Genomic DNA, 26186 nt, shown 5'->3' on the forward strand with positions numbered 1-26186 from the left:
AGGCTAACCACTCAACTCCACTTGACAGGTTATACACCCCAATGGTTGGCTCCACCTATAACCACTTACACCTCACACAGGAGTTAGAAGGTCGACCGTAGAGCCGACCTGACACCGAGCGGAGCAGACATGACGACCATCCATCACCGTTACGCAACCGTCCGCGGACAGCGGCTGTTCTACCGGGAAGCGGGGCCGGCCGACGCACCGACCGTGGTACTGCTGCACGGCTTCCCCACCAGCTCGTTCATGTTCCGCAACCTGATCCCGCTGCTGGCCGACCGCTATCACGTGATCGCCCCGGACCACCTGGGCTTCGGCCTGTCCGACGCGCCGCCCGTGGACGAGTTCGACTACACCTTCGACGCCCTGGCGGACCTCACTTCGGGCCTGCTCGCGCAGCTCGGCATCAGCCGATACGCCCTGTACGTCCAGGACTACGGCGCACCCGTGGGCTGGCGGCTCGCGCTGGCCGACCCGACCGCGGTCACGGCGATCATCAGCCAGAACGGCAACGCCTACGAGGCCGGGTTCGCAGAGGAGTTCTGGAAGCCGGTACGCGCGTACTGGCAGGACCAGAACCCGGAAACCGAGGCGGCACTGCGCCAGGCGCTGACCCTGGAGGTCACCCGGTGGCAGTACCTGCACGGCGTCGCGGACCAGAGCCTGGTCAGCCCCGACACCTGGTACCACGACTTCGCCCTGCTGTCCCGGCCCGGAAACGACCTGGTGCAGCTGGCCCTGTTCGCCGACTACGCCGGCAACATCCCGATGTACCCGAAACTCCACGCCTACCTGCGCGACAGCCAGGTACCGCTGCTCGCCGTCTGGGGCCGCAACGACGAGATCTTCCAACACGAGGGCGCACTCGCCTTCGCCGACGACGCCCCCGGCTCCGAGATCCTCCTGCTCGACGGCGGCCACTTCCTGCTCGAAAGCCATCTCGACGCCGCCGCGGGCAGCATCCGCGGCTTCCTCGAAAGGGCACTGTGATGACCGGGCCCCTCAAGGACGAGACCGTTCTGGTCATCGGGCGGGGCGGCGGAATCGCCCGTGCTGTCGTCGTCGCCGCCCGGGACGCGGGAGCCCGCGTCATCGCCGCCGGCCGCGATCAGCGCACCCTCGCCGAGGCCTACGCAGGCGAACCCGGCATCAGCACCGAGACCGTCGACCTCACCGACGAAGCCTCCATCGCCGCCCTCGGCAAGCGGCTCGGCACCGTCGACCATGTCGTGTCCACCGCCTCGGCCCGCGCCCGCGGCCGCCTCGCCGACCTGGACCGGGACGCGGTGCGGCTCTCGTTCGACACCAAGGTGATCGGCCCGCTCTTGCTGGCCAAGCACCTGGGCCCCCGTACGGGCGAGGCCGGGTCGTTCACTCTCTTCTCCGGCGTCGCCGCGGCAAAGATCGCGGTCGGCACCCTGGCCGTGGCCATCACCAACGGCGCCGCCGACATCCTGGCCCGCTCCCTCGCCCTTGAACTGGCTCCGGTCCGGGTCAACGCCATCTCCCCCGGCGTGATCGACACCGGCGCCTGGGACGCCCTCGGCGGACAGGGCAAGGCGGACTACTTCGCCGACATCGGCGCCCGCAACCCGGCACGGCGCATCGGCACGGCCGACGACATCGCCAACGCCGTCCTGTTCGCCATGACCAGCACCTTCCTGACCGGCGTGACGCTGCACATCGACGGCGGCGAGCCGCTCACCTGACCTCATTCGCGGGGCCCGCCCCAAGCGGGCCGAGCCGAAAGGAACGAGACGATGGGCCTTTCCTGGCAACAAGGACCGCTCGCCCCCGCAGCGGTCGGCCGGTTCCTGGTACCCGATCCGCTGCCCGAACGGATGCTGTTCGCCGAACCACTGCGCCGCCGCATGCGGATCCGGTTCGGCGACGCATGGATCGCCGACAGCGAAGACGTCGTGCTGCTGCACGAGCCCGGCCGCTATCCGGTGGCCTACTTCCCGCTCGGCGACGTCACCGCCGGCGTCCTGGAGCCGGGCGAGCACACCACCCGGCACCGTGACCTCGGGCCGACGTCCTGGTACACCGTCCGCGCCGGGACGCAGAGCAAGCAGCGCGCCGCCTGGCAGCACACCGAACTACCCGATTACGCCGGGGACTTGAAGGGCCGGGTCGCCTTCGCCTGGCGAGCCATGGACGCCTTCTACGAGGAGGACGAGCGGATCGTCGGCCATGCGGCCGACAACTACCACCGCATCGACATCCGCACCACCAGCCGCCATCTGGTCGTCCGCAGCGGCGACCAGGTCGTCGCCGACTCCACCCGCCCCCTGGTCCTGTACGAGTCCGGGTTCGCACCCCGCTGGTACGTCCCGCGGGCCGATGTCGACGAGTCCGCGCTGACCCCGGTCGAGGGCCAGACGTTCTGCCCGTACAAGGGCCTTGCCAGCTATTACGACATCGGCGGCGCCCATCGCGCGGCGTGGTCGTACGAAGACGCCTGGAGCGAGGTAGGGCGCATCTCCGGGCTGGTGTCGTTCGAGCCGGACCAGATCGAGGTGCATCTCGACGGTGTCAGGCAGAGGCTGGAACCCGGCCAGACCGTCGTGTCGCACGGCGTCGACCGCAACCTCGATCTCGACGAGACGACCGTCGTCGGGCGGCCGTGACAGGTGCCGCCGGACCGGCGGTCACCACTGGAAGGAGCGACCGATGCCCACCTTGCTGTCGGTGAACGTCGGCATGCCGAAGGACGTCAACTGGGAGGGCAGGACCGTCCACACCGGCGTGTGGAAGTACCCGGTGCACGGCCCTGCGATGGTCCGCCGGCTCAACATCGACGGCGACGGGCAGGGCGACACCGCCGGGCACGGCGGCGAGCAACGGGCCGTGCTGGTTTACCAGATCCAGTCCTACCGGCACTGGCAGCGGCACTTCGGACGCGACGACCTGGGCTACGGCCAGTTCGGGGAGAACCTCACCGTCGACGGCCTGCTCGACGACGAGGTCTGCATCGGCGACCGGTACCGCATCGGCGAGGCCGAGTTCGAAGTCACCCAGCCGCGGGTCACCTGTTACCGCGTCGGCCTGCGCCTGGGCGAACCCGAACTGCCCGCGCTGCTGGTCAGCCATCACCGTCCCGGCTTCTACATGCGGGTCGTCCGCGAGGGACGCATCCAGGCCGGCGACGGGATCGTGCAGACCAGGACCGGGCCCGGCGAGCTGAGCGTGGCCGACACCGACGCACTTCTCTATCTCCCCGACCGCGACCCCGCCACGCTGCGTCTCGCCCTGGACATCCCCGCCCTGAGCCCCGGTTGGCAGGGCTCGTTCCGTGAGCTGCTCGATGCCGACGAGGCGTCAGGTGCCGACAACAGCCCAGCCTGGAGCGGCTTCCGGACGCTGCGGGTGTCCGAAGTCACGCCCGAGAGCGCGACGGTCTCCTCGATCCACCTGACCGCCCCCGACGGGACGCGGCTCCCGGCTGCTCACGCGGGCCAGTACCTGACACTGCGGATCCCCGGCGTCGGCCGGACCGCCCCGGTGCGCAGCTACTCGCTGTCCTCGGTGCCCGATGCCGACGGGTACCGCATCAGCGTCAAACACGAGCCGCACGGCACCGCGAGCAGCTACCTGACCACGAAGCTGCAACCGGGCGCGGTCCTCGAAGTCGCAGCTCCGCGCGGCGACTTCGTCCTCGCCGAAGGCACCGCCCCGGTTCTCCTCGTCTCCGCCGGCATCGGCCTCACCCCGGTGCTGGCCATGCTGCACGAGCTCGCCGCACAAGGCAGTGACCGCGAGATCTGGTGGATCCATGGCGCTCGCGGGCCGCGGGAACATCCACTGGCCGCCGAAGCGCACGCCCTGCTCACCTCGCTGCCGCACGCCCGCGAGCATCTGTTCTACAGCGGGGCCACACACGAGGAACGGCGTCGCTCCCACGCCGGCGTCGGACGCCTCAGCAAAGACAAGGTGACCGCCCTGTCCGTCCCGGCCGACGCGATCGCCTACGTCTGCGGCCCCGCCTCCTTCATGGCAGACATGCAGGCCGCCCTCACCGCGGCCGGGCTCGACCCGGCCCGCATCCACACCGAGTTGTTCGGAGCTCTGCCGTCCATCAACCCCGGCCTCACCGGGCAGGCCGGCCGGCCGCCCCACCAGCCCTCGGGGCCGCCCGGTACCGGCCCGTTGGTGACCTTCGCCCGCAGCGGCATCTCCGTGCCGTTCCCCGACAGAGGGCGCGACGTGCTCGAACTCGCCGACGCCTGCGACGTTCCCGCCCGCTGGAGCTGCCGCACCGGCGTGTGCCACACCTGTGCGACCCCTCTTCTCTCCGGCGACGTCACCTACTCCCCCCTGCCGCTCGAGCCCCCGCCCGCCGGCGAGGTCCTCATCTGCTGCGCGCGGCCGGGTACCGACATCGTCCTGGACATGTGAGGCAGTGACCGCCATGACCACACCAGCCCCTCAGCCAAAGGGAATCGAGGACGCAGACCGGACCGCCTCCGCGCACTTCGGGCCGGATCCGGTCGCCGTCACGCCCGCCGTCGGCCCGATACCGGCCATCCACATCCCCCGGTCACCGAACGAGACAGACGCCGCCGGCGGCTTCCGGCGCGCCGCAGTCCGGGCGATACGCACGGCGGCCCGCTGGGCTGCTCGCCGTCTGCCACACCACCGCGCGGTCCCACGCCGGTGAACCCCCGCCCACCCACCGACCCTGCAGGTACCGCATGGACTACAAGCTCGAAGTCGTCACCCTTTCCGTCAACGACATCGACCGGGCCGCAGCCTTCTACACCCGGCAGGCCGGATTCACGCTCGACGTCGACTACCACCCGGCGGACAGCTTCCGCGTGGTGCAGCTGACACCGCCGGGCTCGGCCTGCTCGATACAGATCGGTGCCGGGCTCAGCGACGCCTCACCCGGATCGGCACGCGCCACCTACCTGACCGTCACCGACATCGAAGCCGCCCACCGCGAACTCACCGACCGCGGCGTCAAGGTCAGCGCCATCCGGCACAAGTCACCGGTCGACGACTGGACGGGTGACTGGGCGCCGGGTTGCGACCCCGAACGCCGGGACTACGCCAGCCTCGCCGACTTCGCCGACCCGGACGGCAACACCTGGATGCTGCAGGAAATCGGCCACGGGCGGGCGGAGAACGCCACGGACGCACAGCCCCCCGCATGATTCAGGAGTGTCATGACCCACGATCAGGAATCGGTACGACTGCCGGGACCGGCCGACGCGGGCACGGGCACGGGTGTCGGCCGCACGATGATGCCCAGCACCTCGACCAGTCCGCTGCGCGCGTTCCTGCAGACCGAGTCGTCCAGCGCCCGGGTCCTCGTCACGGCAGTCGGCATCGCCCTTGTCTGGGCCAACGTCACACCGGCCGGGTACGAGGCCTTCTGGACGTGGGAACTCCCGGTGCGCGTCGGTCCGTTGTCGACGAGTCTGGATCTGCGCGGCTGGGTGAACAGCGGACTGATGACGCTGTTCTTCCTGGTGGTCGGGCTGGAGGCGCGGCGCGAGTTCGACCTTGGCGAACTGCGGGACCGGCGGCGGCTGATCCTTCCGGTGACGGCCGGACTGGCCGGCATGGCCGTGCCCGTACTGATCTACCTCGCGATCAACCACTCCGGCGTCGGCGCATACGGCTGGGGTGCCGCGATGTCGACCGACACCGCCCTGGCGCTGGGCGTCTTCGCGGTGGCGGGCCGGGGCGTGCCCGACCGCATCCGGACGTTCCTGCTCACGGTGTTCGTGGTCGACGATGTCGTCGCCCTGGTGGTCATCGCCCTGGCCTACACCGGTCACATCAGGTTCCTCGGGCTCGGTGTCGCAGTCCTGGCCTATGCGGGCGTCCTGGCCGGCGCCCGGCTGCCCTACCGGCGCCGCAAGCCGGTCTTCACCGCGCTCGCCGTGATCATGTGGGGCGCGCTGCTGGCCGGCGGTATCGATCCGGTGGTCACCGGGCTGGCCGTGGGCCTGGCGACCTCGGCGTACGTGCCGAGAAGGGACGAGCTGGAAGAGGCGACCACGCTGGTCCGCCTGTTCCGGGAGCAGCCCTCGCCGGAGCTGGCCCGTTCGGCGACGAAAGGGCTGACCGGCGCCCTGTCGGCCAATGCCCGCCTGCAGCACACGTACCACCGAGCGACCAGCTACCTGATCGTGCCCGCGTTCGCGCTGGCCAACGCCGGCATCGTGGTCGGCCCGCGGGTACTCACCGAGGCGGTCACCTCACCGATCACCATCGGGATTTTCCTCGCCTACGTGGTGGGCAAGCCCCTGGCGGTGACCGGCGCGTCGTGGGTGATCACCCGGACCAGCCGCGGCGCGGTGCGGCCCCAGGTCGGCTGGGCCGCCGTTCTCGGCAGCGGCACGATCTCGGGCATCGCGTTCACCGTCTCGCTGCTGATAGCCGACCTCGCCTTCACCGGCGAAGCCCTGGGCGAGGCGAAGCTCGGCGTGCTCGCGGCGGCGCTCGGCGCGTCCCTGCTGACCCTGCTGGTCTTCCGGTTCATCGCGCTCCTGCCCGCCCCGGTCCGTACGCGTGCGCTGCTGGGCACCGTCCGCCAGCTCAGTGACCTCGTCGCGCCGGTGGACACGGCACGGGACCACGTCCGCGGGCCCGCCGATGCCGCCGTCACCGTGGTCGAGTACGGCGACTTCGAGTGTCCGTGGACCCAGATGGCCGCCCCGACAGCGCGAGAGCTGCTCGCCGCCAACGCCGACATCCGGTACATCTGGCGGCACCTGCCCCTGAACGACGTCCACCCGCACGCACAACTCGCCGCGGAAGCCGCCGAGGCCGCGGCCCTTCAGGGCAGGTTCTGGCAGATGCACGACCTGCTGCTGACCAACCAGAGGAATCTCCAGTTCGACGGCCTGATCACCTACGCCACCCAACTGGGCCTGAACGTCGACCAGTTCCGCCGTGATCTCAACCGGCACCCCTTCGCGGCCCGAGTCGCACAGGACGTCGACTCGGCCGATCGCAGTGGCGTGGCGGGCACGCCGACCTTCTTCGTCAACGAACGGCGTCACGACGGGCCGCAGGACCTCGCGACGCTGAACAAGGTCATCCAGGAGGCGCGGGCTCAGGTGTTCGCCCTCGACACATCGGATCGTGAAGCGAGGTAACAGCCATGACCGAGACACTTGAGAACCAGGAACACGCGAGCTACGACGTGATCGTGCTGGGTGCCGGCCCGGTCGGCCAGAACGTCGCCGACCGCGCCCGCGCCGCCGGCCTCACGGTGGCCGTCGTGGAGCGGGAACTCGTCGGCGGCGAGTGCTCCTACTGGGCCTGCGTGCCCAGCAAGGCGCTGCTGCGGCCGGTCATCGCACTCGCCGACGCCCGCGGTGTGGACGGCGCCCGGCAGGCCGTCACCGGCCACATCGACACCGACGCCGTCTTCGCCCGCCGCAACCGCTACGTCTCCGACTGGGACGACACCGGCCAGGCCCAGTGGGTCAAGTCGATCGGCACCGACCTCTTCCGCGGCCACGGCCGCCTCGACGGCCCCCGCAGCGTCACCGTGACCCGGGACGACGGCGGACGCCACACCCTCACCGCCCGCCACGCGGTGGCCGTCGCCACCGGCAGCCGCCCGGTCCTGCCCGACGTCCCCGGCATCCAGGAGGCCCGGCCCTGGACGAACCGCCACGGCACCGACTCCAGCACCGTCCCCGACCGCCTCGCCATCGTCGGCGGTGGCGGGGTCGGCGTCGAGATGGCCACCCTCTGGCAGGGCCTCGGCTCCCACGTCACCCTCCTCGCCCGCCACCGCCCGCTCCCCCGCATGGAACCCTTCGCGGGCGAACTGGTCACCCACGGCCTCACCCAGGCAGGCGCGGACGTACGGACCGACACACAGGTGACCGCCCTGCGCCGTCCGGACCCCACCGGCCCCGTCACGCTCTCCCTCGACGACGGCAGCGAACTGGAGGCCGACGAGGTCATGTTCGCCATCGGCCGCACCCCCAACACCGACGACATCGGCCTGGACACCGTCCAACTCGCCCCCGGCTCCTGGCTGGACGTGGACACCACCTGCCTGGTCCGGGGCATCGACGGCGGATGGCTGTACGCCCTCGGCGACGTCAACCACCGCGCCCTGCTCACCCACCAGGGCAAGTACCAGGCCCGCACCGCCGGTGACGCCATCGCCGCCCGCGCGGCCGGCCGCCCGGTGGACGACGCCCCCTGGGGCGACCACGCCACCACCGCCGACCAACACGCCGTCCCCCAGGTCTTCTTCACCGACCCCGAGGCGGCCGCGGTGGGCCCGACCGCCGAGCAGGCGGCCCGCGCCGGCCACCGCATCAAGACCATCGACGTCGACTTCAACGCCGCCCAGGGCGCCAACCTCCACACCGACAACTACCAGGGCCACGCCCGGATGGTCGTCGACCTCGACCGGGACGTCCTGCTCGGAGTGACCTTCGTCGGCCCGGGGGTCGGCGAACTCCTGCACTCGGCCACCGTCGCGGTCGCCGGCCAGGTACCGCTCAAGCGGCTGAGGCACGCGATCGCCTGCTTCCCCACCGTCAGCGAGATCTGGCTCTTCCTCCTCGCCGCCCACCAACACGCCCACGACTGAACCCCATCCCCCGCGCACACCATGCGCCAGGCGCACCCACCGCGCCCTACGGTTGGAGCTGACGCTCCGGAAACGCCCGTACGAACGCTCCTCGGACCGTGTTGCCCGTGGTGCGGTCCAGGATCCCGAACGCCACGTGCTCGAAGGTCCGGGCGAAGCGGCCGTCGGGGCCGAGCAGCGCGCGGAAGGCGCCCGCCACCTGCGCCGGGTCGTTCTGGAAGACTCCGCAGCCCCAGGCGCCCAGCACCAGCCTGCGGTAGCCGTGGGCCGCGGCCGTCTCCAGCACCCGCTCGGCGCGGACGGCCAGGGCCCGCGGCAGTTCGGGGGCGCGCTCCGGCGCCGTACGCCTGATCACGCCCGCGTTCGGCGCCGCTGCCGTCAGGAAGCCGGCGGTGTACGGCTCGTCCAGGAGGCGGCCGCGGTCGTCGCGGAAGACGGGCACCGCCGGTGAGTGGATGACACGGTCCGTGTAGAACGGGTCGCGGTGGGCTCGGTGGTGGTCGTAGAACTCCCGGACCTCGATCAGGCACGTGTACAGCGCGGAGGCGCGGCACAGGGCCTCCTCCTGCGCCTGGGCGCCGTTGAGGTAGCCGCCGCCGGGGTTGCGGGCCGAGGAGAAGTTCAGGACCGCCACCTCTGGGCCGAGCCTGCGGGCCGCCTCCAGGCTGCTCTCGCCGGTGACCTCGAAGAACGTGTCGGCGGGAGAGACTGACGGCACCTGCACCGGACCGGGCCCGTACATCCGCGTGCCCGTCCGCGCCGCCTCGACCGCCGGGGCGATGGGCACCGCGCGCCCGTCGGACGCGTGATACGCCCCCGCCGCCACGATCTGCTCCGTCTGCTGCGCGATGCCACGCAGGCGCGCGCTCATGGCGCCACCCCCGTGGGCGCCATGCTCACGCGCCGTGCGCGCTCCCCCGTCGTGCTCATGACCGCATCCTGGGCGATGCTGGACATGCGGTGCAACAGAGTTTTCCGCGTCCGCGAACACCCGGGAAAGCCGCAGGAAACGCTCGGAACGAGGAGATTACCGAGCCGGAACATGCCGATACGCACCCTTGTGCGATGCGGCGTGAGGGTCTTGGGTGGGACGAGTGTCGCCGTTCGGGCGCCTGACAGGCCCGGCCGGTGACCCGGTCGATTCCAAGGAGGTTTCCGGACATGTCAGATTCAGTAAGCGACTGTACGGAGTCCCGCACCGCCCTCACCGCGGCCGAGGTGGAGGCCCTGGTCCGGGGCATCTGTTTCAAGACCGGCCCACCCCGCAACGTCGGGGTCGAAGTGGAATGGCTCGTCCACGAGCTGCGCACACCGCAGCTCCCCGTGACACCCGAACGACTCGAAGCGGCCTACGCCGCACTGGGGACCGTGCCTCTGAGGTCGGCGCTCACCATCGAGCCCGGCGGCCAGCTGGAACTGAGCTCGTCGCCCGCCACCTCCCTGATGGAGTGCATCGGTACCGTCTCCGCCGACCTCGACGCCGTCCGCGCCACGCTGCGCGAGCACGGTCTCGGCCTCGTCGGCATCGGACACGACCCCTGGCACCCACCCCGCCGGTTCCTGCACGAACCGCGCTACGACGCCCTGGAGGCCTGCCTGGACCGTTCGGGCCCCTCCGGTCGTCGCATGATGTGCACCTCGGCCTCCGTCCAGGTCTGCCTGGACGCCGGATACGAGGAGCCCGGCCCCCTCGGCCACGGGCGGCGCTGGTGGCTGGCGCACCAGTTGGGCCCGGTCCTGGTGGCCGCCTTCGCCAACTCCCCGCTGGCCGGACGGCAGCCCACGGGCTGGCGCTCCACCCGGCAGCTGCTGTGGATCGAGATCGGCGCCGACCGGGCGGGCGCGCCCCCGCTGAACGGGGACCCGCGCGCGGCCTGGGCCCGGCACGTCCTGGACGCGCCGGTGATGTGCGTACGACGGGACAGCGGGCCCTGGGACGTCCCGGAGGGCCTGACCTTCCGGGAATGGACCAGGTCGGGCGCACCGCGGCCGCCGACCCGGGAGGACCTCGACTACCACATCACGACCCTGTTCCCGCCGGTCAGACCGCGCGGGTTCCTCGAGATGCGCATGATCGACGCGCAGCCAGGCGACGACGGGTGGATCGTCCCGCTCGCCGTGACGACGGCGCTCTTCGACGACCCCCAGGCCGCCGAGACCGCCTACCGCACCGTGAAGCCGCTGGCCGAGCGGGCCCTCTCGCTGCCGGCGCCGCACAATCCGCTGTGGATCGACGCGGCCCGGTACGGCATGGCCGACCCCGAGCTGCACGAGGCGGCCGTCGTCTGCTTCACGGCGGCGCTGGAGGCCCTGCCCCGGCTCGGCGCCACCACCCAGGTCACGGACGCCGTGAGGGCGTACCTGGACCGCTATGTCATCCAGGGGCGCTGCCCCGCAGACGACCTGCTGGACCGGGTGCGCGGTACGGACCGGCGCCCGCACGGGAAGGACATCCGCACATGACCGACCCCGCCATCGACGAACCCTCTGTCGACGCGGAGGCGCTCCGGGAGCGGGCGCTGACCACGCTCGTCACAGCCCGCGACCGCACCACGCTCCTGACCAGCTGCGTCGAGGAGCCCGACCTGACCGCACAGCACTCACCGCTGATGTCCCCGCTGGTCTGGGACCTGGCGCACATCGGCAACCAGGAGGAGCTGTGGCTGCTGCGGGGCGTCGCCGGCCGCGAGGCGATGCGCCCCGACATCGACGGCCTCTACGACGCCTTCGAGCACCCGCGCTCCGAACGGCCCTCGCTGCCCCTGCTGCCGCCCGCCGAGGCCCGCACCTACGCGGCGGACGTGCGCGGCCGAGCCCTGGACGTGCTGGAGAGCACGGACTTCCACGGGACGCGTCTGACGGAGGCGGGCTTCGCCTTCGGGATGATCGCGCAGCACGAACAGCAGCACGACGAAACGATGCTGATCACCCATCAGCTCCGCAAGGGCCCGCAGGCCCTGACCGCCCCGGACCCGGAACCGGCGCCGCTGTTCACCGGACCGGCCGAAGTCCTGGTCCCCGGCGGCCCGTTCACCATGGGCACCTCCACCGAGCCCTGGGCGCTGGACAACGAACGCCCGGCGCACCGGCGCGAGGTGGCGCCGTTCCACATCGACACCACTCCGGTGACGAACGCCGCGTACCAGGCGTTCATCGAGGACGGCGGCTACGACGACGAGCGCTGGTGGACGCCGGAGGGCTGGGCGCACATCCGCCGGCACTCCATCCACGCGCCGCTGTTCTGGCGCAGTGACGGCAAGCAGTGGCTGCGGCGCCGCTTCGGGGTCACCGAGGTCGTGCCGCCCGAGGAGCCCGTGCTGCACGTCTGCTGGTACGAGGCCGACGCGTACGCCCGCTGGGCCGGGCGGCGGCTGCCCACCGAGGTCGAGTGGGAGAAGGCCGCCCGGCACGACCCCGCGGGCGACCGGTCGATGCGCTATCCGTGGGGTGATGCGGACCCGGCACCGGAGCACGCCAACCTCGGCCAGCGGCATCTGCGCCCGGCCCCGGCCGGCAGCTACCCGGCGGGCGAATCGCCGCTCGGCGTACGGCAGTTGATCGGCGACGTATGGGAGTGGACGTCGAGCGACCTCCAGCCGTACCCGGGGTTCAAGGCCTTCCCGTACAAGGAGTACTCGGAGGTGTTCTTCGGGCCCGAGCACAAGGTGCTGCGCGGCGGTTCGTTCGCCGTGGACCCGGTGGCCTGCCGGGGGACGTTCCGCAACTGGGACTACCCGATCAGGCGGCAGATCTTCTCCGGGTTCCGCACCGCCCGGTCCGCGGGGGACGTCTGATGTGCCGTCACCTGGCGTATCTGGGACCGGAGGAGTTGCTCGGCAAGGTTCTCGTGGAGCCCGCGCACAGCCTGTACCGCCAGTCGTGGGCGCCACGGCGGCAGCGGTACGGGACGGTCAACGCCGATGGTTTCGGGGTGGGTTGGTACGCCGAGGGAGACCCGACCCCGGCCCGGTACCGCCGTGCCGGGCCCATCTGGGGGGACCCGTCCTTCGCCGACCTGGCCCGCGTCGTGCGCACCGGGGCCCTGCTGGGCGCCGTACGCGATGCGACCCGGGCGGGCGCCGACGCGGAGGCCGCGGCGGCGCCGTTCGCCACCGGGCCCTGGCTGTTCAGCCACAACGGTGCGGTGAAGGGATGGCCGGGGTCGCTCGCGCCCCTGGTGCAGAGTCTGCCCGCGGTCGACGTGCTGTCGCTGGAGGCCCGCAACGACTCGGCGCTCGTGTGGGCGCTGGTCCTGGCGCGGCTGCGCGGTGGTGACGACGAGGGGCAGGCGCTGGCCGACACGGTCGTGGAGGTCGCCGAGGCGGCCCCCGGCTCCCGCCTCAACCTGCTGCTCACCAACGGCGAGAGCATCACCGCGACCACCTGGGGCGACACCCTCTGGTACCTGTCCCAGCCCGGCCGCAGCACCGTCGTGGCGTCCGAGCCCTACGACGACGACCCGCACTGGCAGGAGGTCCCCGACCACACCCTCCTCGCCGCGAGCCGCACCGACGTGCTGCTCACCCCCCTCAAGGAGCCGAGCGACGCCTTGGCACCCGCACTGCCGAAGGAGCCCCGTACGTGAGTCCGTTCCTTCTCACCCGCACCCTGCCCGAGGACGCCACGGACGCCGCCCTGCGCGCCGACGTCCAGTACGGCCTCACGGGCGCGCCCAAGACGCTGCCGCCGAAGTGGTTCTACGACGCCCACGGCAGCGAGCTGTTCGAGCAGATCACCGAGCTGCCCGAGTACTACCCGACACGCGCCGAACGGGAGATCCTCATCGCCCGCTCCGGCGAGATCGCCGCGGCGACGCACGCCCGCACCCTGGTCGAGCTCGGCTCGGGGTCGTCGGAGAAGACGCGGTACCTGCTGGACGCCCTGACCGAGCTGCACACGTACGTCCCGGTCGACGTCAGCGAGAGCGCGCTCACGCAGGCCGGGCAGGCGCTCGTCGCCGAGCGTTCCGGCCTCCAGGTCCACGCGCTGATCGCGGACTTCACCGCGAGCGTGACGCTGCCGGACACGCCGGGCCCCCGGCTGATCGCCTTCCTCGGCGGCACGATCGGCAACCTGCTGCCGGTCGAGCGGGCCGCGTTCCTGGCCTCGATCCGCGGTCTGCTCTCCCCCGGCGACGCGCTGCTGCTCGGCACGGACCTGGTCAAGGACGAGAAGGTCCTGGTCGAGGCGTACGACGACGCGGCCGGCGTGACGGCCGCCTTCAACAAGAACGTCATGACCGTCGTCAACCGCGAGTTGGGCGCCGACTTCGACCCCGGCGCCTTCGACCACGTCGCCCTCTGGGACTCCGGCAACGAGTGGATCGAGATGCGCCTGCGCTCCCGTACGACGCAGACGGTGAAGGTCCCCGCACTGGACCTCGCCGTCGACTTCGCCGAGGGCGAGGAACTGCGCACCGAGATCTCGGCCAAGTTCCGCAAGGAAGGCGTACGCGCCGAACTGTCGGCGGCGGGACTGGAGTTGGCCCACTGGTGGACGGACGAGGAGGGACGGTTCGCGCTGTCGCTGAGCGTGGCGGAGTGATCGCAGCACACAGCTGAGTCAGGGCAGGTACCGGCTTCGGTACCTGCCCTGATTTATGCGAGTCGCGGTCCGGAAATGCTTCGAAACATTCGAGATTTCTACTCCCGATTCGATCTCTTGCATGCGCTTCTCCTGAAATGAGCACAGGGCAGCGCAACGAATGTTTCGCGATCATTGCCGAAACTGTTGACGCTTGACGGGGACAGGCCAACACTCTTGGACCACAACAACGGCCTCGGACCATGAGGAGGAACCCCCGCATGAGCGTCACACCCGCACACCCGATGAGCCGAAGGGCCGCCTGCGGCCTGTTACTGGGCACCACGGCCGCGCTGGCGCTGCCCGGTACCGCCCGCGCCGCCACGGTGATCACCACGAACCAGACCGGCACCAACAACGGCTTCTACTACTCGTTCTGGACCGACGCGCAGGGCACGGTCTCCATGACCCTGGGCTCCGGCGGGAACTACGGCACCAGCTGGAGCAACACCGGCAACTTCGTGGCCGGCAAGGGCTGGAGCACCGGCGCGCGCAGGAACGTCACCTACTCGGGCAGCTTCAACCCGTCCGGCAACGGCTACCTGGCCCTGTACGGCTGGACGTCGAACCCGCTCGTCGAGTACTACATCGTCGACAGCTGGGGCACCTACCGGCCCACGGGGACGTACAAGGGCGCGGTCACCAGCGACGGCGGCACGTACGACATCTACCAGACGACGCGATACAACGCCCCGTCCGTCGAGGGCACCAAGACCTTCAACCAGTACTGGAGCGTGCGGCGGTCGAAGCGGGTCGGCGGCACCATCACCAGCGCCAACCACTTCAACGCCTGGGCCGGCGCCGGGATGCCCCTCGGCAGCTTCAGCTACTACATGATCATGGCGACCGAGGGCTACCAGAGCAGCGGCAGCTCCAACATCACGGTGTCGGGATGAGCGGCGTACAAGGATCGTCACGGCCCCTGACGACGGCCCTCGCCGCCGTCGCACTGGCCGCCACCGGCACCCTCACCCTCCAGCCCACCACCGCCCAGGCCGCCACCTGCAACGGTTACGTCGGACTCACCTTCGACGACGGCCCGTCCGGCAACACCGCGGCCCTGCTCGGCGCGCTGACGCGGAAGGGGCTGCGGGCCACCATGTTCAACGAGGGCCAGTACGCGGCCGCCTACCCGGCCCAGGTCAGGGCCCAGGTCTCCGCGGGCATGTGGGTCGGCAACCACAGCTACACCCACCCCCACCTGACCACCCTCGGCCAGCCGCAGATCGACTCGGAGATCTCCCGCACCCAGGCGGCCGTCGCAGCGGCGGGCGGCGGCACGCCGAAACTGTTCCGCCCGCCGTACGGCGAGACCAACTCCACGGTGAAGGCGGTCGAGGCCAAGTACGGGCTGACCGAGATCCTCTGGAACGTGGACTCGCAGGACTGGAACGGCGCCACCACCGACGCGATCGTGGCGGCCGCCGGCCGGCTCACCAACGGCCAGGTCATCCTCATGCACGACTGGCCCGCCAACACTGTCGCCGCGATCCCGCGCATCGCGCAGGGGCTGGCCGCCCGCGGTCTGTGCGCCGGCATGATCTCCCCGCAGACCGGTCGTGCCGTGGCCCCGACGGCGGCCTGACCCGACCCGCCACGGCCTGGCCGGGCAGTGGTCCGCACCTCGTCCTGCGGCTCCGGCCAGGCACCCTCAGTCCAGACGGCTCAGGATCTCGGTGACGCGCCGGGAGGCCCGCCGGGCCTCGGTCACCGGGTCGGATCCCGTGAGCACCTTGGTCATGTACTCCTTGATCGGGTTGTCCTCCTCGACCGCGGCCCACTGGGGCGTGGCCGGGGTCGCCCGCCCCTGGGCGGCTCCGGCCGCCATGGCCGCGGCGCCCTTCTCGCCGGCGACGGACTTGGCGAGGGTCTTCTTGTTGGGGACGTAGTTCATGGTCCGGGCCAGTTCGGTGTCCCACGTGGCACCGGTGAGCGCGGCGACTACGGCGACGGCGCCGTCCTGTTCACCGGTGTTGTTCGGTACGACGAGGTCGGAGCCGCCGGTGAAGACGGCGCCCGGCCTGGCGGAGGTCTTGCCGGGCACGGGAAAGAAGCCCAACTTGCCCTTCAGGTCCGGGTTCTGCTGCAGGACGACCTGGGCGAGGCCCGGTACCGCCACGATCTGTGCCACCCGCCCCTTGGCGAACACGCCTGCCTGCGGCGGGTGTTCCTCGTCGGAGCGGGCCGGGCCGTCGCCGAGCGAGTGCAGGCGCCGGTAGAAGTCCATGCCGCGCAGGGCGGCCGGGGTGTCCAGCGTGCCCCGCCAGCCACCGCCCTCGCCGTCGCCGTCCCCGTCGTCCGCCAGTTCGCCGCCCTCGTCCCAGATGAAGCCGGCGAGCGTGTACCAGTCCTGTCCGGCGAGGTAAATGCCCTGGTTCCCGCCGGAGTTGAGCTTCTCGGTCGCGGCGAGCCACTCTTCGCGGGTGCGGGGCGGGGTCTTGATGCCGGCCTGCGCGAACAGGTCCTTGCGGTAGATGACGACGCGGTTGGCCGCGTACCAGGGGATGCCGTACTGGTGGGACAGGAACTGTCCCGGTTCGGCGAGGCCGGGCAGCCAGTCCTGGTTCCCCCAGCGCAGTGTCGACTCCAGGGTCAGGTCGAGCAGCCGGTCCCGCTCCACGTACTGCGGGACCTGGGTGTTGCCGACCTCGATGACGTCGGGCCCGTGCCCGGTGTCGGCGTCCAGCGCGTTCTGCACCTTCTGGCCGATGCCGGTCCACTGCTGAATGCGGATGTCCAGGCGCAGGTCCTTGTGCGCGCGCTCGAACGCCTGGGTGAACCGGCGCAGGAAGTCCTGGGAGGCACTGTCCTTCATCAGCCACACGGTGACGGTGCGCCGGTCGTTGCCCTGGGGCAGGAGCCCGCAGGCGCTGACGAGACCGACGGATGCGAGAGCGAGAAGGCGACGACGTCTCACGAGGGGTCCTGTTCTGTCTGACGGACAGGGGAAACGGGCCCGACGTGGGGGACGAGCGCACGGCTCGTACGGGTGTGCCGGATTTTGGTATGGACCAATGTCGGGCGTCAAGGGGCGTCCAGGACCGTCGCCGCGCTTGAGCCTCACCCAGAAGTGTGAACTGGCCCATGCGGCACGGGGGTTGGGGCCTACGTTGGGCGTCTGACAATCCACGCCCCGGCTGAAGGACGGACGCCACCCATGACCGACCATGCGACCACGCCCGGACCGGCTGCGCACCAGAAGATCGACACGTCGGTACCGCACTCGGCCCGTATCTGGAACTACTGGCTGGGCGGGACGGACAACTACCCCGTCGACAGGGAAGCCGGCGACGCGTACACCGCCGTCTTCCCCGGCATCGTCACCATCGCCCGCAGCAGCCGCGCCTTCCTGCGCCGCACCATCACGTACCTGGTCTCCGAGGCGGGCATACGGCAGTTCCTGGACGTCGGAACCGGCCTGCCGACCGCCGACAACACCCATGAGGTCGCCCAGCGGATCGCCCCCGAGGCACGGATCGTCTACGTCGACAACGACCCGATGGTCCTGGCCCAGGCCCGCACCCTGCTCCACTCCACGGCGGAAGGAGCGACCGCCTATGTCGACGCCGACGTGCTCGATCCGGAGCGCATCCTGGCGGCCGCCGCCGAGACGCTGGACCTCACCCGCCCCACCGCCCTCGTCCTCAGCAACATCCTGGGCCACGTCGCCGACCACGACCGGGCCCGCTCCCTCGTGAACCGCCTGATGGAGGCGCTGCCGTCCGGCAGTTACCTGTGCGTCAACGACGGTTCGCGGGGCATCGACCCGGTCTTCGAACAGGCCCAGGACGCCTACAACGAGAGCGGCGCCGTCCCGTACAACCTGCGCACCGTCGACGAGATGACGGCGTACTTCGACGGCCTGGACCTCCTGGACCCCGGCGTCGTATCGGTCCCCCTCTGGCGTCCGGAGCCGGCCTCCCGGACCGCGGAGCCCATCGGCGAGCACGGTGGCCTGGCCCGAAAGCCCTGATGCGGCGCGAACGGGGCGCAGTTGTTCACTCCGGTCGCACACCGGAGTGAACGGTGACCCGTCGGCTGAACGTTAAGAGGGTGCAGGGCCTGCGTCGAGCGCGAGGCGATCCAGTAGCGATAGGACGATCTTGCCGAACACGGTTTCCCAGACATCCGAAGACCAGCAGCGGCGTTCCCTGACCGGCAACTGGCCCGTGGCCAGACGTCTGAGGGCCGTCCTGTCGATCCCGGTACTCGTCGCCCTCGTCCTCGGAGGCGTGCGGGTGAAGAGCTCTGTGGACACCTGGCAGGCCGCCGACGACGCGGTCCGCGTCGCCGAGCTGGTCCAGGCGGCGAACAAGTACGCGAGCGACGCGATCAACGAACGCGACGTGTCGGTCATCCCGCTCCTGAAGGGCGACAGGACCGCCAAAGCGGTCGTGCAGGCCCGCGGTGTCACCGACGAGGACGCCAGGGCATTCGACACGGCGGTCGCGCACATGCCGAAGAACGCGGGCCTCCTCCGGCGGGTCGAGCTGGTGCGCACCGGTGAGCAGCAGTTACCGACGGTGCGAAGGAACGCCTTCACCTCCCGGCTGTCCGGTGTGCAGACCGAAGAGAGCTACCACCTCGTCCAGCACCCTCTGATGGTGATGTCGAACGAGCTGGGCTTCGGCAGCAACAACCAGGCGAGTTTCGGCCGGACGCTCTACGCCATCTCCCTGACCCAGGCGGCCAAGTCCCTGATCCGCTCCATCGGCACCCACCTGCTGGCGGAAGACCGCGGCAACCTCGCCTCGGGCGAGCTGGCGACCCAGCTCACCTCCTTCCGCTCGTACGCCTATCTCGAGCAGGTCGCGCTCCAGGAGTACGCGGGTGCCGGCACCGCCGACGACATGGCGAGGCTGCGGAAGGCGCTGGCGGCCGCGGACAAGCGGGGCGAACAGCAGCGCGACGAGGCGGCGGCGGACGCGAAGGCGGCCGGGCGGAGCTACACCGCCCCACCCGCCATGGACAAGATGATCAGCGAGATCTCCACCGGGAAGACGACCGCGCAGCTCGCCGCCAAGGGCATCACACCCGAGTCGTTCTTCGCCGCGTCCACGCTCGGCTTCGACGCCTACCGCAGCATCGAGGTCAACCTCACCGACACGGCCCTCGCGAGCGCCCACGACATCGCCGACGACGCTCGCCGTGACGCCATCACCAACGCGGTCCTCGTCCTGTCGTCCGTACTCATGGCCTTCCTCCTCGCCGCCTGGGTGGCACGCTCGATGACCATCCGTATGCGCCGTCTGAGTGCCGCCGCCATCGAGATCGCCGGGCAGCAGCTGCCGGCGCTGATCACCCGGATGTCGCGGGCCATGCCCGGTCAGACCGCCCCCCGGGTCGCTCCCATCCCGATCACCAGCACGGACGAGATCGGTGAGGTGGCCCGCGCCTTCGACAACGTCCACCGCGAGGCCGTCCGGCTCGCCGCCGAGCAGGCCCTGCTGCGCGGCAACATCAACACGATCTTCACCAACCTGTCGCGCCGCAACCAGTCGCTGATCGAGCGTCAACTGGCCCTGATCACCGACCTGGAGGGCGCCGAGACCGATCCGGACCAGCTGGAGAACCTGTTCCGGCTCGACCACCTCGCCACCCGGGTCCGCCGCAACGGTGAGAACCTCCTCGTGCTCGGTGGGGAGAAGCCCGCCCACCAGTGGGACCGGCCGACGCCGCTGGTCGACGTCATCCGTGCGGCCGCCTCCGAGGTGGAGCAGTACGAACGCGTCGCCTTCTCCGGCATACCGGAGGCCGAGATCCACGGCCGGGCCGTGACCGATCTCGTGCACCTGCTCGCCGAGCTGCTGGAGAACGCCACCGAGTTCTCCTCCCCGCACTCGGAGGTCCGCGTGACCGCCACCCACCTGGCCGACGGCCGCATCATGCTCGAAATCCACGACAAGGGCATCGGCCTCCCGGCGGAGGACTTCGCGCCGATCAACCACAAGCTGGCCAATCCGCCGACGGTGGACGCCGACATCTCCCAGCACATGGGGTTGTTCGTGGTCGGCAGGCTGGCCGGCCGGCACGGCATCCGCGTCCAGCTGCGCCCGTCCGGCGAAGAGTCCGGCACGACGTCGCTCGTCATGCTGCCGGACACGATCACCTATCGAACGGCCGATGACGAGACCACCGCCGGAACCCCGGCGCCGCCTGCCTTCCACGATGCCCAGGACCCGTTCAGCAACCGTGAAGGGTGGCACGACCGGGGGGCGGACACACCGCCCGCACGGCGCGCTCCCACGCACTCGCGCTCCGCCGCACCTTGGGGCACGGTGGAGTGACGCGTGACGCAGGTGTCACGGCGGAGAGGAGCACCCGCATGTCGAACCACACCTACCGGGTCACCGAGATCGTGGGCACCTCGCCCGAGGGCGTCGACCACGCCATCCGCAACGGCATCGCCCGGGCCTCGCAGACCCTGCGCAACCTGGACTGGTTCGAGGTGACCCAGGTCAGGGGCCAGATCGAGGAGGGGCAGGTCGCCCACTGGCAGGTCGGCCTGAAGGTGGGCTTCCGGCTGGACGAGTCCGACTGACGGTCCGCGGACCGGACGTCAGGTACGTCCCTCCTGCTCCTGCGCCACCTCGAGCTGCGCGGACGGGGCCGTCCAGCGCGCCCGTACGACGGTGAAGCCGGCCCGTTCGGCGTCCTCGCACACCAGCTCGTCGTCGTCCACGAGCACGCGGATGTCCCGGGTGCGCGCGAGACGGCGCAGGGTCTCCAGCTTGGTGCGGCGGGCGGGCCTGCGGTCGTCGTTGCGCCGCATGTGGACCCGCCCGTCGGGCAGACCCTGTGCGGCGAGCCAGTCGAGCGTGTCGCGCCGACAGCGCTCGGGGCGGCCGGTGAGATACACGACCTCGCACTCCTTGGCGCTCTCGAGCACCAGCGCGATGCCCTCCGGAATCGGCGGGTCGTCCGGCGCGGCGGCGAAGAACGCGTCCCAGTCGCGCGGCTTGCGCTCCAGGAACCGCTGCCGGTGGGCCGTGTCGGCGAGCGTGTTGTCCAGGTCGAACACGGCGAGCGGGCGTTTGCTGCTTTCGGTCACGCGCCCACCCTAAACAGGGGCGTCAGTGGGGGTGCTGGAGGAAGGCGATGAGGGCGGCGGTGAGTTCGGCGGGAGCGTCCTCCTGGACGAGATGGCCCGCGCGGGCGATGGGTTCGAGGCGCGCACCAGGGATACGGGCGACGAGTTGGTGCCCCTTCGCCGGGGGGATCCAGGTGTCCTCCTGGCCCCAGCACACCAGGGTGGGGATGCCGATCTCGCCGTAGCGGTCCTGTACTTCGTCGGTGTAGCGCTGGTCGGCCTGGGCGATCTGCCGGTAGAAGGCCGCCTGGCCGAGGTCGCCGAGCCAGGGCTGGACGAGCCGGTCCAGGACGGCGGGGTGCAGGCCGGGGCTGCTGGCCGAGCCGACGTACTCGCGCACCAGAGCGCGGTGCAGGGCGGGTGGCAGTTGCTCGAAGACGGTGGAGTGCTCGCCGACGAGCCGGAAGAACGGGGAACCCCAGGGAGCCAGCGCGACCGGGTCGACCAGAGCGAGCGCACGGTAGCGGGCCCGGTGCAGCAGATGCGCCCGCAAGGCGACCGCGCCGCCGAAGTCGTGGGCCACCACCAGTGGTTCCGCGAGGCCCCAGTGCGCCAGGAGTTCGGTGAAGACCCTGCCCTGGGTCGCCAGGGAGACGTCCTGGCCGGCGAACATCTGCGAGGCGCCGTAGCCGGGCATGTCCCATACGAACACCTGGTACCGGCGGGAGAGGGAGCGGGCGACGGCGCGCCAGACGTACGAGGAGAAGGGCGTGCCGTGGAGGAGGACGACCGGATCCCGGCCGGGTTCTCCGAGGCTGTCCCAGCGGACGTCACCGGACGTGCTGCGGAACGTCCTGCCCAGCGGCCATTCGCTCACCATGTTGCTCCTCTGCGCAGAACGGCCGTGACGGGCACAAGCTAGTGCCGTGGCAGGCAATGTTTGCCCCGTCGCGACGCCTGGCACGCTCCCCCACTGCCTGAAGGGCGTGGGAGGTGCCCCCACTCGCCGCACCGGGCGAAAGCCCAAGTACGTCCGGTCCATCGACGGGGTCTTCCGCCCGGCACGCCGATAGCACGCACCAGACGCCGCTCCTTCTCGGGCAAACACTGCCTGCCACGGCACTAGCGAACGGGCAGCCTTCCACGGGCAACCTTCACGCCATCGGCGACCACTGCCGAGCGACACAGCACGCAGGCGGAGGCAGGAGGCCCCATGCGCAGGAACGCGGCGATCTGGACAGCGGCAGTCGTGAGCGCGGCACTGATGACGGTTCTCGGGACGGCCGGTGAAGCGGCGGGCGCCGCGAAGACCCTGGTCGTGGCCCCGAACGGGGACGACTCCGCTCCCGGCACGCTCGCGCGGCCCCTCCGCACCATCCAGAAAGCGGTGGACCTGGCGGCCCCCGGCGATGTCATCGCCGTACGCGGCGGCACATACGCCCTGACCGACAACATCACCATCGCCACGTCGGGCACGGCGTCCCAGCCCATCACACTGAGCGCGTACCAGGGCGAGCGCGTCGTGGTCGACGGCGAGCAACTGCCCGCGAGCCACACCCCGGTCGGCGGCAGCATCCCGCGGGCCGAGCGCGGGGCGATCCACCAGGAGGCCTCGTACTGGCGCATCTCCGGCCTGGAGATCGTCAACGGCCCCTACGGCGTGTACTGCGACGGCTGCAACGGCAACGTCTTCTCCCACCTGTCCACGCACGACAACTACGAGTCCGGCTTCCAGCTCCAGGGCGCTTCCGGCAACAACCAGATCCTGAACCTGGACAGTTACGCCAACCGCGACCCCCGCAAGAACGGCGAGAGCGCCGACGGCCTCGCCGTCAAGGAGGGCAGCGGCACGGGCAACGTCGTGCGCGGCGCACGCCTGTGGAACAACGTCGACGACGGCTTCGACGCCTGGAAGTTCGGCTCGCCGATCCTGATCGAGAACACGGTGGCGTACGGCAACGGTTTCGACCGCTGGAACTTCCCGGACTTCGCGGGCGACGGCAACGGCTTCAAACTCGGCGGCGGCACCCCGGCCCCGGCGGTGGCGCACACCGTCCGGGGCAGCGTCGCCTTCGGGAACGCGGCGCACGGCTTCACCGACAACGGGAACGCGGGCGCCCTCACCCTGACCCGTGACACCGCCCACGCCAACGCGGGCACCGGCTTCGACGCCGACGCCTCGGGCGGGACCGCCACCCTCACCGCCGACCTCTCCGTCGCCGACAAACGCGCCGCGGCCCTCGGCCCGTCGACCGTCTCCACCGGCAACTCCTGGGATCTGGGCGGCACTTGGAACGCGTCCTCGGTGCTGAGCACGGACCCGGGCCCGCTCACGGGCCCGCGTACGGCCGACGGCTCGCTGCCCTCGGCACCCTCGTTCCTGGTCCCCCGCAACGGGGCGGACATCGGGGCCCGGTTCTGAGCGAACCCACCCGATGACGTGCGACGCAGGGCCGATGGATCATGCTTGCCCCATGCCATCCCCGTTCCCCGCCCCTCGTACGACCCTGATCGGCGCGGCCCAGCAGCGCCCCTGCACGCTCGTCGTGTGCCGGGGCTGCTGCTGCGGCGACCCGCGCAAGCACCCCGGCACCGACCACGCCTGGCAGCTGGACCGACTGCGCGCGGCGGCGGCCGAGTTCGGCTTCCAGGTCCGTACGACGGACTGCCTGGGCCCCTGCGACCAGGCGAACGTCATCGTCGTCCAGCCGTCGGCCGCGGGGCGCCGGGCCGGCGGGCGGGCCACCTGGATCGGCTTCGCCATGGACGACGACTGCACCGAGGAGGTCGCGAGCTGGGCGGCGGCGGGCGGACCGGGCATCGCCGAGCCGCCCGTCACGCTGGAGCTGCAGTTCATCCGGCCGCCGCGCGGGGAACGCACGCGCTCCCGCCGATGAGCTTCTCATTGTTAATGGGATCCATTTTCATGTAGCGTCCTCGGTGCTTGCCCACCGAGGAGGTTTCCCATGGCTGTCCCCAAGCGGAAGATGTCCCGCAGCAACACCCGCCACCGCCGCGCCCAGTGGAAGGCGACCACCCCGCAGCTCGTGCCCATCACCATCGACGGCGTCGCCCACCTCGTGCCGCAGCACCTGGTCAAGGCGTACGAGCGCGGACTGCTGCACCCCCAGGACTGAGCACGCCGTCGAGTCCCCGATGCCCGTTGCCTGACTATCCTGACGAAAAGGGGACGGTCCGGCTCGCGGCGGGCGTGAAGGGAGCCGCGTGTGACTGAGCGGAGTACCGGCAAGGCGGCCGCCGACACACTGCGGCAGGCGCGGGACGCCGTGGCCCGGGAGTCCTGGGCCGAGGCGTACGGCCTCCTGCACCGGCTGGATCCGGGCCGGTTCACCCCCGACGACCACGCCGCGTTCGCCGACGCCGCCTGGTGGACCAGCCGCGTCGAGGAGTCGATCGTCCAGCGGACGAGTGCCTACTCCGGGTACTCGGCGGCAGCCGACGCCCGGCGGGCCGCGTACAGCGCCTGGATGCTCTTCTACGAGCACCAGCTCGCCGGACATACGGCCGTGGCCGCCGGCTGGCTGCGCCGGGCCCGGCACCATCTGCGCGACGAGCCCGAGTGCGTCGAGCAGTGCTATCTCGCCTGGATGGACACGGAAGCGGCGCAGCGGCGCGGCGCGTTCGACGAGGCGATGGCCTCGGCCCGGCGCATGGCCGAGATCGCGCGGCGCTGCGACAGCCCGGACCTGCACGCCATGAGCGTGCAGGCGCAGGCGGGTGTTCTGGTGGCGCGGGGACGGGTGGCCGACGGGCTCGATCTGCTCGACGACGCGATGTGCTCGGCCACGGCGGGCGAACTCAGCGCCTTCTTCACCGGGTGGGTCTACTGCCTGGGCCTGCAGCAGTGCATGGCCTGCGCCGACCTCGCCCGCGCCGCCGAATGGACCGAGGCGGCGATGCGGTGGTGCGCCTCGATGCCGGCGGAGAACAACTTCCGGGGGCTGTGCCGGGTGCACCGGGTGGAGGTGCTGGAGCTGCGGGGCAGTTGGACCCGGGCGGCGGCCGAGGCCGTGCGGACCTGCGAGGAACTGCTGCCGTACGAGCGGCGGATGGCCGCCGAGGCGTTCTACGTGACGGGTGAGATCCGGCGGCGGCGCGGCGAACTGGCCGCGGCGGAGCAGTCGTACGAGCGCGCACACGAGCTCGGCCGCGATCCGCAGCCCGGTCTCGCCCTGCTCCGGCTGGCCCAGGGGAAGGCCGAGGCCTCGGCCGCGGCCCTGCGGCCGGCTCTGGCGGGTGACGGGCCCGGCGGTCTCGAACGGTGCCGGCTGCTCGCGGCCCAGGTGGAGGTCTCCCTCGCGCTGGGCCGGCTGGACGAGGCGCGCACGGCGGCCGGGGAGCTGGACCGGACGGCCGAGGACTGGCGGGAGCGGTGCGGTTCGGAGGCGACCCCGCTGCACGCGAGCGCCGCGTCGGCGGGCGGCGCGGTGGCCTTCGCGACGGGTGACCTCGACCGGGCGCTGCCGCTGCTGCACCGTGCCTGCGCGCTCTGGCTGGAGCTGACCGTGCCGTACGAGGCGGCCCAGGTGCGCATGACGCTGGCCGCCGCCCACCGGGCGGCCGGCGACGACGAGGGCGCGCGGATGGAACTGCGGGCCGCGCGGCAGACCTTCCAGGAGCTGGGCGCCGTACCGGACGCACGCCGGGCCGCGGCCCTGCTCGCCGATGTGCGCGGGCAGCAGCCGGGCGGGCTCACCGAGCGCGAGATCCAGGTGCTGAGGCTGGTCGCAGCGGGCCGGACGAACCGGGCTGTCGCCGCGGAACTGGTGATCAGCGAGCACACGGTCGCCCGGCACCTCAACAACATCTTCGCCAAGCTGGACGTGTCCTCGCGGGCCGCGGCGACGGCGTACGCGTACACGCACGGTCTGGCGTGATGGGCCGTTCTGCCCATGCCCGGTCCGCCGGGGATGGGCCGTTGTGGCGATGAGCGCTCCCCGGCTCCCCGCATAAGACTGAGGAGTGACCCTTCCC

The 26186-nt window shown here is 71.2% G+C and carries 24 protein-coding genes; 20 read left to right on the top strand and 4 right to left on the bottom strand.

Annotation, left to right across the window (positions count from 1 at the left end):
• Positions 1-129: 129 nt before the first annotated feature.
• From OG303_RS08105 to OG303_RS08135, 7 genes are all read left to right on the top strand, one after another.
• On the top strand, positions 130-993 hold the full coding sequence (locus OG303_RS08105; RefSeq protein ID WP_405866263.1) for an alpha/beta fold hydrolase: 864 nt from the start codon (positions 130-132) through the stop codon (positions 991-993).
• Positions 993-1712 (top strand): SDR family oxidoreductase, encoded by a 720-nt coding sequence (locus OG303_RS08110; protein ID WP_405866265.1) that lies wholly within the window; start codon positions 993-995, stop codon positions 1710-1712. Before OG303_RS08105 ends, OG303_RS08110 begins: the two co-directional genes overlap by 1 nt.
• Positions 1713-1763: 51 nt before the next feature.
• Positions 1764-2633: a DUF427 domain-containing protein gene (locus OG303_RS08115; protein ID WP_405866267.1), complete on the top strand. Its 870-nt coding sequence runs from the start codon at positions 1764-1766 to the stop codon at positions 2631-2633.
• 43 nt (positions 2634-2676) lie between these two features.
• Positions 2677-4401: an MOSC domain-containing protein gene (locus OG303_RS08120; protein ID WP_405866269.1), complete on the top strand. Its 1725-nt coding sequence runs from the start codon at positions 2677-2679 to the stop codon at positions 4399-4401.
• 296 nt (positions 4402-4697) lie between these two features.
• Positions 4698-5159 carry a VOC family protein gene (locus OG303_RS08125; RefSeq protein ID WP_405866271.1) on the top strand — a complete coding sequence of 154 codons (462 nt, stop codon included), beginning with the start codon at positions 4698-4700 and terminating at the stop codon, positions 5157-5159.
• A 12-nt stretch (positions 5160-5171) separates the two neighbouring features.
• Entirely contained in the window at positions 5172-7115 is a 1944-nt protein-coding gene (locus OG303_RS08130; protein WP_405866273.1) for a Na+/H+ antiporter NhaA, read from the top strand.
• A 5-nt stretch (positions 7116-7120) separates the two neighbouring features.
• Entirely contained in the window at positions 7121-8578 is a 1458-nt protein-coding gene (locus OG303_RS08135; protein ID WP_405866274.1) for a dihydrolipoyl dehydrogenase family protein, read from the top strand.
• A gap of 46 nt (positions 8579-8624) precedes the next feature.
• On the opposite strand, the gene OG303_RS08140 is transcribed toward OG303_RS08135, so the two are convergent.
• Positions 8625-9449 carry a TIGR02452 family protein gene (locus tag OG303_RS08140; protein ID WP_405866276.1) on the bottom strand — a complete coding sequence of 275 codons (825 nt, stop codon included), beginning with the start codon at positions 9447-9449 and terminating at the stop codon, positions 8625-8627.
• A 290-nt stretch (positions 9450-9739) separates the two neighbouring features.
• Here OG303_RS08140 and egtA point away from each other — a divergent pair, with 290 nt between their 5' ends.
• From egtA to OG303_RS08170, 6 genes are all read left to right on the top strand, one after another.
• A complete protein-coding gene (gene egtA / locus OG303_RS08145) occupies positions 9740-11041 on the top strand; it encodes an ergothioneine biosynthesis glutamate--cysteine ligase EgtA (RefSeq protein ID WP_405866278.1) in 1302 nt (433 codons plus the stop codon).
• A complete protein-coding gene (egtB, locus tag OG303_RS08150) occupies positions 11038-12372 on the top strand; it encodes an ergothioneine biosynthesis protein EgtB (RefSeq protein ID WP_405866280.1) in 1335 nt (444 codons plus the stop codon). The genes egtA and egtB overlap by 4 nt, the downstream gene beginning before the upstream one ends.
• Complete coding sequence (egtC, locus tag OG303_RS08155; RefSeq protein WP_405866282.1) at positions 12372-13163, top strand: ergothioneine biosynthesis protein EgtC; 792 nt, start codon at positions 12372-12374, stop codon at positions 13161-13163. Before egtB ends, egtC begins: the two co-directional genes overlap by 1 nt.
• The gene (gene egtD / locus OG303_RS08160; protein ID WP_405866284.1) at positions 13160-14122 is read left to right on the top strand and encodes an L-histidine N(alpha)-methyltransferase; all 963 of its coding nucleotides are present in this window, start codon (positions 13160-13162) and stop codon (positions 14120-14122) included. Before egtC ends, egtD begins: the two co-directional genes overlap by 4 nt.
• Before the next feature lie 260 nt (positions 14123-14382).
• Positions 14383-15057 (top strand): glycoside hydrolase family 11 protein, encoded by a 675-nt coding sequence (locus OG303_RS08165; RefSeq protein WP_405866286.1) that lies wholly within the window; start codon positions 14383-14385, stop codon positions 15055-15057.
• A complete protein-coding gene (locus OG303_RS08170; RefSeq protein WP_405866288.1) occupies positions 15054-15746 on the top strand; it encodes a polysaccharide deacetylase family protein in 693 nt (230 codons plus the stop codon). The genes OG303_RS08165 and OG303_RS08170 overlap by 4 nt, the downstream gene beginning before the upstream one ends.
• Before the next feature lie 66 nt (positions 15747-15812).
• On the opposite strand, the gene OG303_RS08175 is transcribed toward OG303_RS08170, so the two are convergent.
• Entirely contained in the window at positions 15813-17078 is a 1266-nt protein-coding gene (locus tag OG303_RS08175; protein ID WP_405866290.1) for an extracellular solute-binding protein, read from the bottom strand.
• A gap of 240 nt (positions 17079-17318) precedes the next feature.
• Between OG303_RS08175 and OG303_RS08180 the strand changes: the two genes are divergently transcribed.
• The 3 genes from OG303_RS08180 to OG303_RS08190 all read left to right on the top strand — a co-directional run bounded on the left by OG303_RS08180 (position 17319) and on the right by OG303_RS08190 (position 20702).
• Positions 17319-18134 (top strand): SAM-dependent methyltransferase, encoded by an 816-nt coding sequence (locus tag OG303_RS08180; RefSeq protein WP_405866292.1) that lies wholly within the window; start codon positions 17319-17321, stop codon positions 18132-18134.
• A gap of 196 nt (positions 18135-18330) precedes the next feature.
• The gene (locus OG303_RS08185) at positions 18331-20448 is read left to right on the top strand and encodes a nitrate- and nitrite sensing domain-containing protein (protein ID WP_405866294.1); all 2118 of its coding nucleotides are present in this window, start codon (positions 18331-18333) and stop codon (positions 20446-20448) included.
• A gap of 38 nt (positions 20449-20486) precedes the next feature.
• On the top strand, positions 20487-20702 hold the full coding sequence (locus tag OG303_RS08190; protein WP_405866296.1) for a dodecin: 216 nt from the start codon (positions 20487-20489) through the stop codon (positions 20700-20702).
• 18 nt (positions 20703-20720) lie between these two features.
• Here the strand turns inward: OG303_RS08190 and OG303_RS08195 are convergent, their stop codons facing one another.
• Both OG303_RS08195 and OG303_RS08200 read right to left on the bottom strand, forming a co-directional pair.
• The gene (locus OG303_RS08195; RefSeq protein ID WP_405866298.1) at positions 20721-21212 is read right to left on the bottom strand and encodes a hypothetical protein; all 492 of its coding nucleotides are present in this window, start codon (positions 21210-21212) and stop codon (positions 20721-20723) included.
• A gap of 22 nt (positions 21213-21234) precedes the next feature.
• On the bottom strand, positions 21235-22068 hold the full coding sequence (locus OG303_RS08200) for an alpha/beta fold hydrolase (protein ID WP_405877131.1): 834 nt from the start codon (positions 22066-22068) through the stop codon (positions 21235-21237).
• A gap of 336 nt (positions 22069-22404) precedes the next feature.
• Here OG303_RS08200 and OG303_RS08205 point away from each other — a divergent pair, with 336 nt between their 5' ends.
• From OG303_RS08205 to OG303_RS08220, 4 genes are all read left to right on the top strand, one after another.
• On the top strand, positions 22405-23613 hold the full coding sequence (locus OG303_RS08205) for a right-handed parallel beta-helix repeat-containing protein (protein WP_405866300.1): 1209 nt from the start codon (positions 22405-22407) through the stop codon (positions 23611-23613).
• A gap of 52 nt (positions 23614-23665) precedes the next feature.
• Complete coding sequence (locus OG303_RS08210) at positions 23666-24088, top strand: (2Fe-2S) ferredoxin domain-containing protein (protein ID WP_405866302.1); 423 nt, start codon at positions 23666-23668, stop codon at positions 24086-24088.
• 69 nt (positions 24089-24157) lie between these two features.
• Complete coding sequence (rpmF, locus tag OG303_RS08215; RefSeq protein ID WP_405866304.1) at positions 24158-24328, top strand: 50S ribosomal protein L32; 171 nt, start codon at positions 24158-24160, stop codon at positions 24326-24328.
• Positions 24329-24418: 90 nt separating this feature from the next.
• Entirely contained in the window at positions 24419-26089 is a 1671-nt protein-coding gene (locus OG303_RS08220; protein ID WP_405866306.1) for a LuxR C-terminal-related transcriptional regulator, read from the top strand.
• Positions 26090-26186 lie beyond the last annotated feature (97 nt).

The sequence above is a fragment of the Streptomyces sp. NBC_00005 genome (genome assembly GCF_045160215.1).
Lineage (GTDB): Bacteria > Actinomycetota > Actinomycetes > Streptomycetales > Streptomycetaceae > Streptomyces.

Excerpts from the sequence above, each read along its gene's own strand:
- OG303_RS08115 (WP_405866267.1), top strand. The coding sequence starts at position 1,764 with ATGGGCCTTTCCTGGCAACAAGGACCGCTCGCCCCCGCAGCGGTCGGC.
- egtB (WP_405866280.1), top strand. The coding sequence starts at position 11,038 with ATGACCGACCCCGCCATCGACGAACCCTCTGTCGACGCGGAGGCGCTC.
- OG303_RS08120 (WP_405866269.1), top strand. The coding sequence starts at position 2,677 with ATGCCCACCTTGCTGTCGGTGAACGTCGGCATGCCGAAGGACGTCAAC.
- OG303_RS08170 (WP_405866288.1), top strand. The coding sequence starts at position 15,054 with ATGAGCGGCGTACAAGGATCGTCACGGCCCCTGACGACGGCCCTCGCC.
- egtA (WP_405866278.1), top strand. The coding sequence starts at position 9,740 with ATGTCAGATTCAGTAAGCGACTGTACGGAGTCCCGCACCGCCCTCACC.
- OG303_RS08140 (WP_405866276.1), bottom strand. The coding sequence starts at position 9,449 with ATGAGCGCGCGCCTGCGTGGCATCGCGCAGCAGACGGAGCAGATCGTG.
- OG303_RS08110 (WP_405866265.1), top strand. The coding sequence starts at position 993 with ATGACCGGGCCCCTCAAGGACGAGACCGTTCTGGTCATCGGGCGGGGC.
- OG303_RS08105 (WP_405866263.1), top strand. The coding sequence starts at position 130 with ATGACGACCATCCATCACCGTTACGCAACCGTCCGCGGACAGCGGCTG.
- OG303_RS08125 (WP_405866271.1), top strand. The coding sequence starts at position 4,698 with ATGGACTACAAGCTCGAAGTCGTCACCCTTTCCGTCAACGACATCGAC.
- OG303_RS08210 (WP_405866302.1), top strand. The coding sequence starts at position 23,666 with ATGCCATCCCCGTTCCCCGCCCCTCGTACGACCCTGATCGGCGCGGCC.
- OG303_RS08180 (WP_405866292.1), top strand. The coding sequence starts at position 17,319 with ATGACCGACCATGCGACCACGCCCGGACCGGCTGCGCACCAGAAGATC.
- OG303_RS08165 (WP_405866286.1), top strand. The coding sequence starts at position 14,383 with ATGAGCGTCACACCCGCACACCCGATGAGCCGAAGGGCCGCCTGCGGC.
- egtC (WP_405866282.1), top strand. The coding sequence starts at position 12,372 with ATGTGCCGTCACCTGGCGTATCTGGGACCGGAGGAGTTGCTCGGCAAG.
- OG303_RS08190 (WP_405866296.1), top strand. The coding sequence starts at position 20,487 with ATGTCGAACCACACCTACCGGGTCACCGAGATCGTGGGCACCTCGCCC.
- OG303_RS08205 (WP_405866300.1), top strand. The coding sequence starts at position 22,405 with ATGCGCAGGAACGCGGCGATCTGGACAGCGGCAGTCGTGAGCGCGGCA.
- OG303_RS08130 (WP_405866273.1), top strand. The coding sequence starts at position 5,172 with ATGACCCACGATCAGGAATCGGTACGACTGCCGGGACCGGCCGACGCG.
- OG303_RS08135 (WP_405866274.1), top strand. The coding sequence starts at position 7,121 with ATGACCGAGACACTTGAGAACCAGGAACACGCGAGCTACGACGTGATC.
- rpmF (WP_405866304.1), top strand. The coding sequence starts at position 24,158 with ATGGCTGTCCCCAAGCGGAAGATGTCCCGCAGCAACACCCGCCACCGC.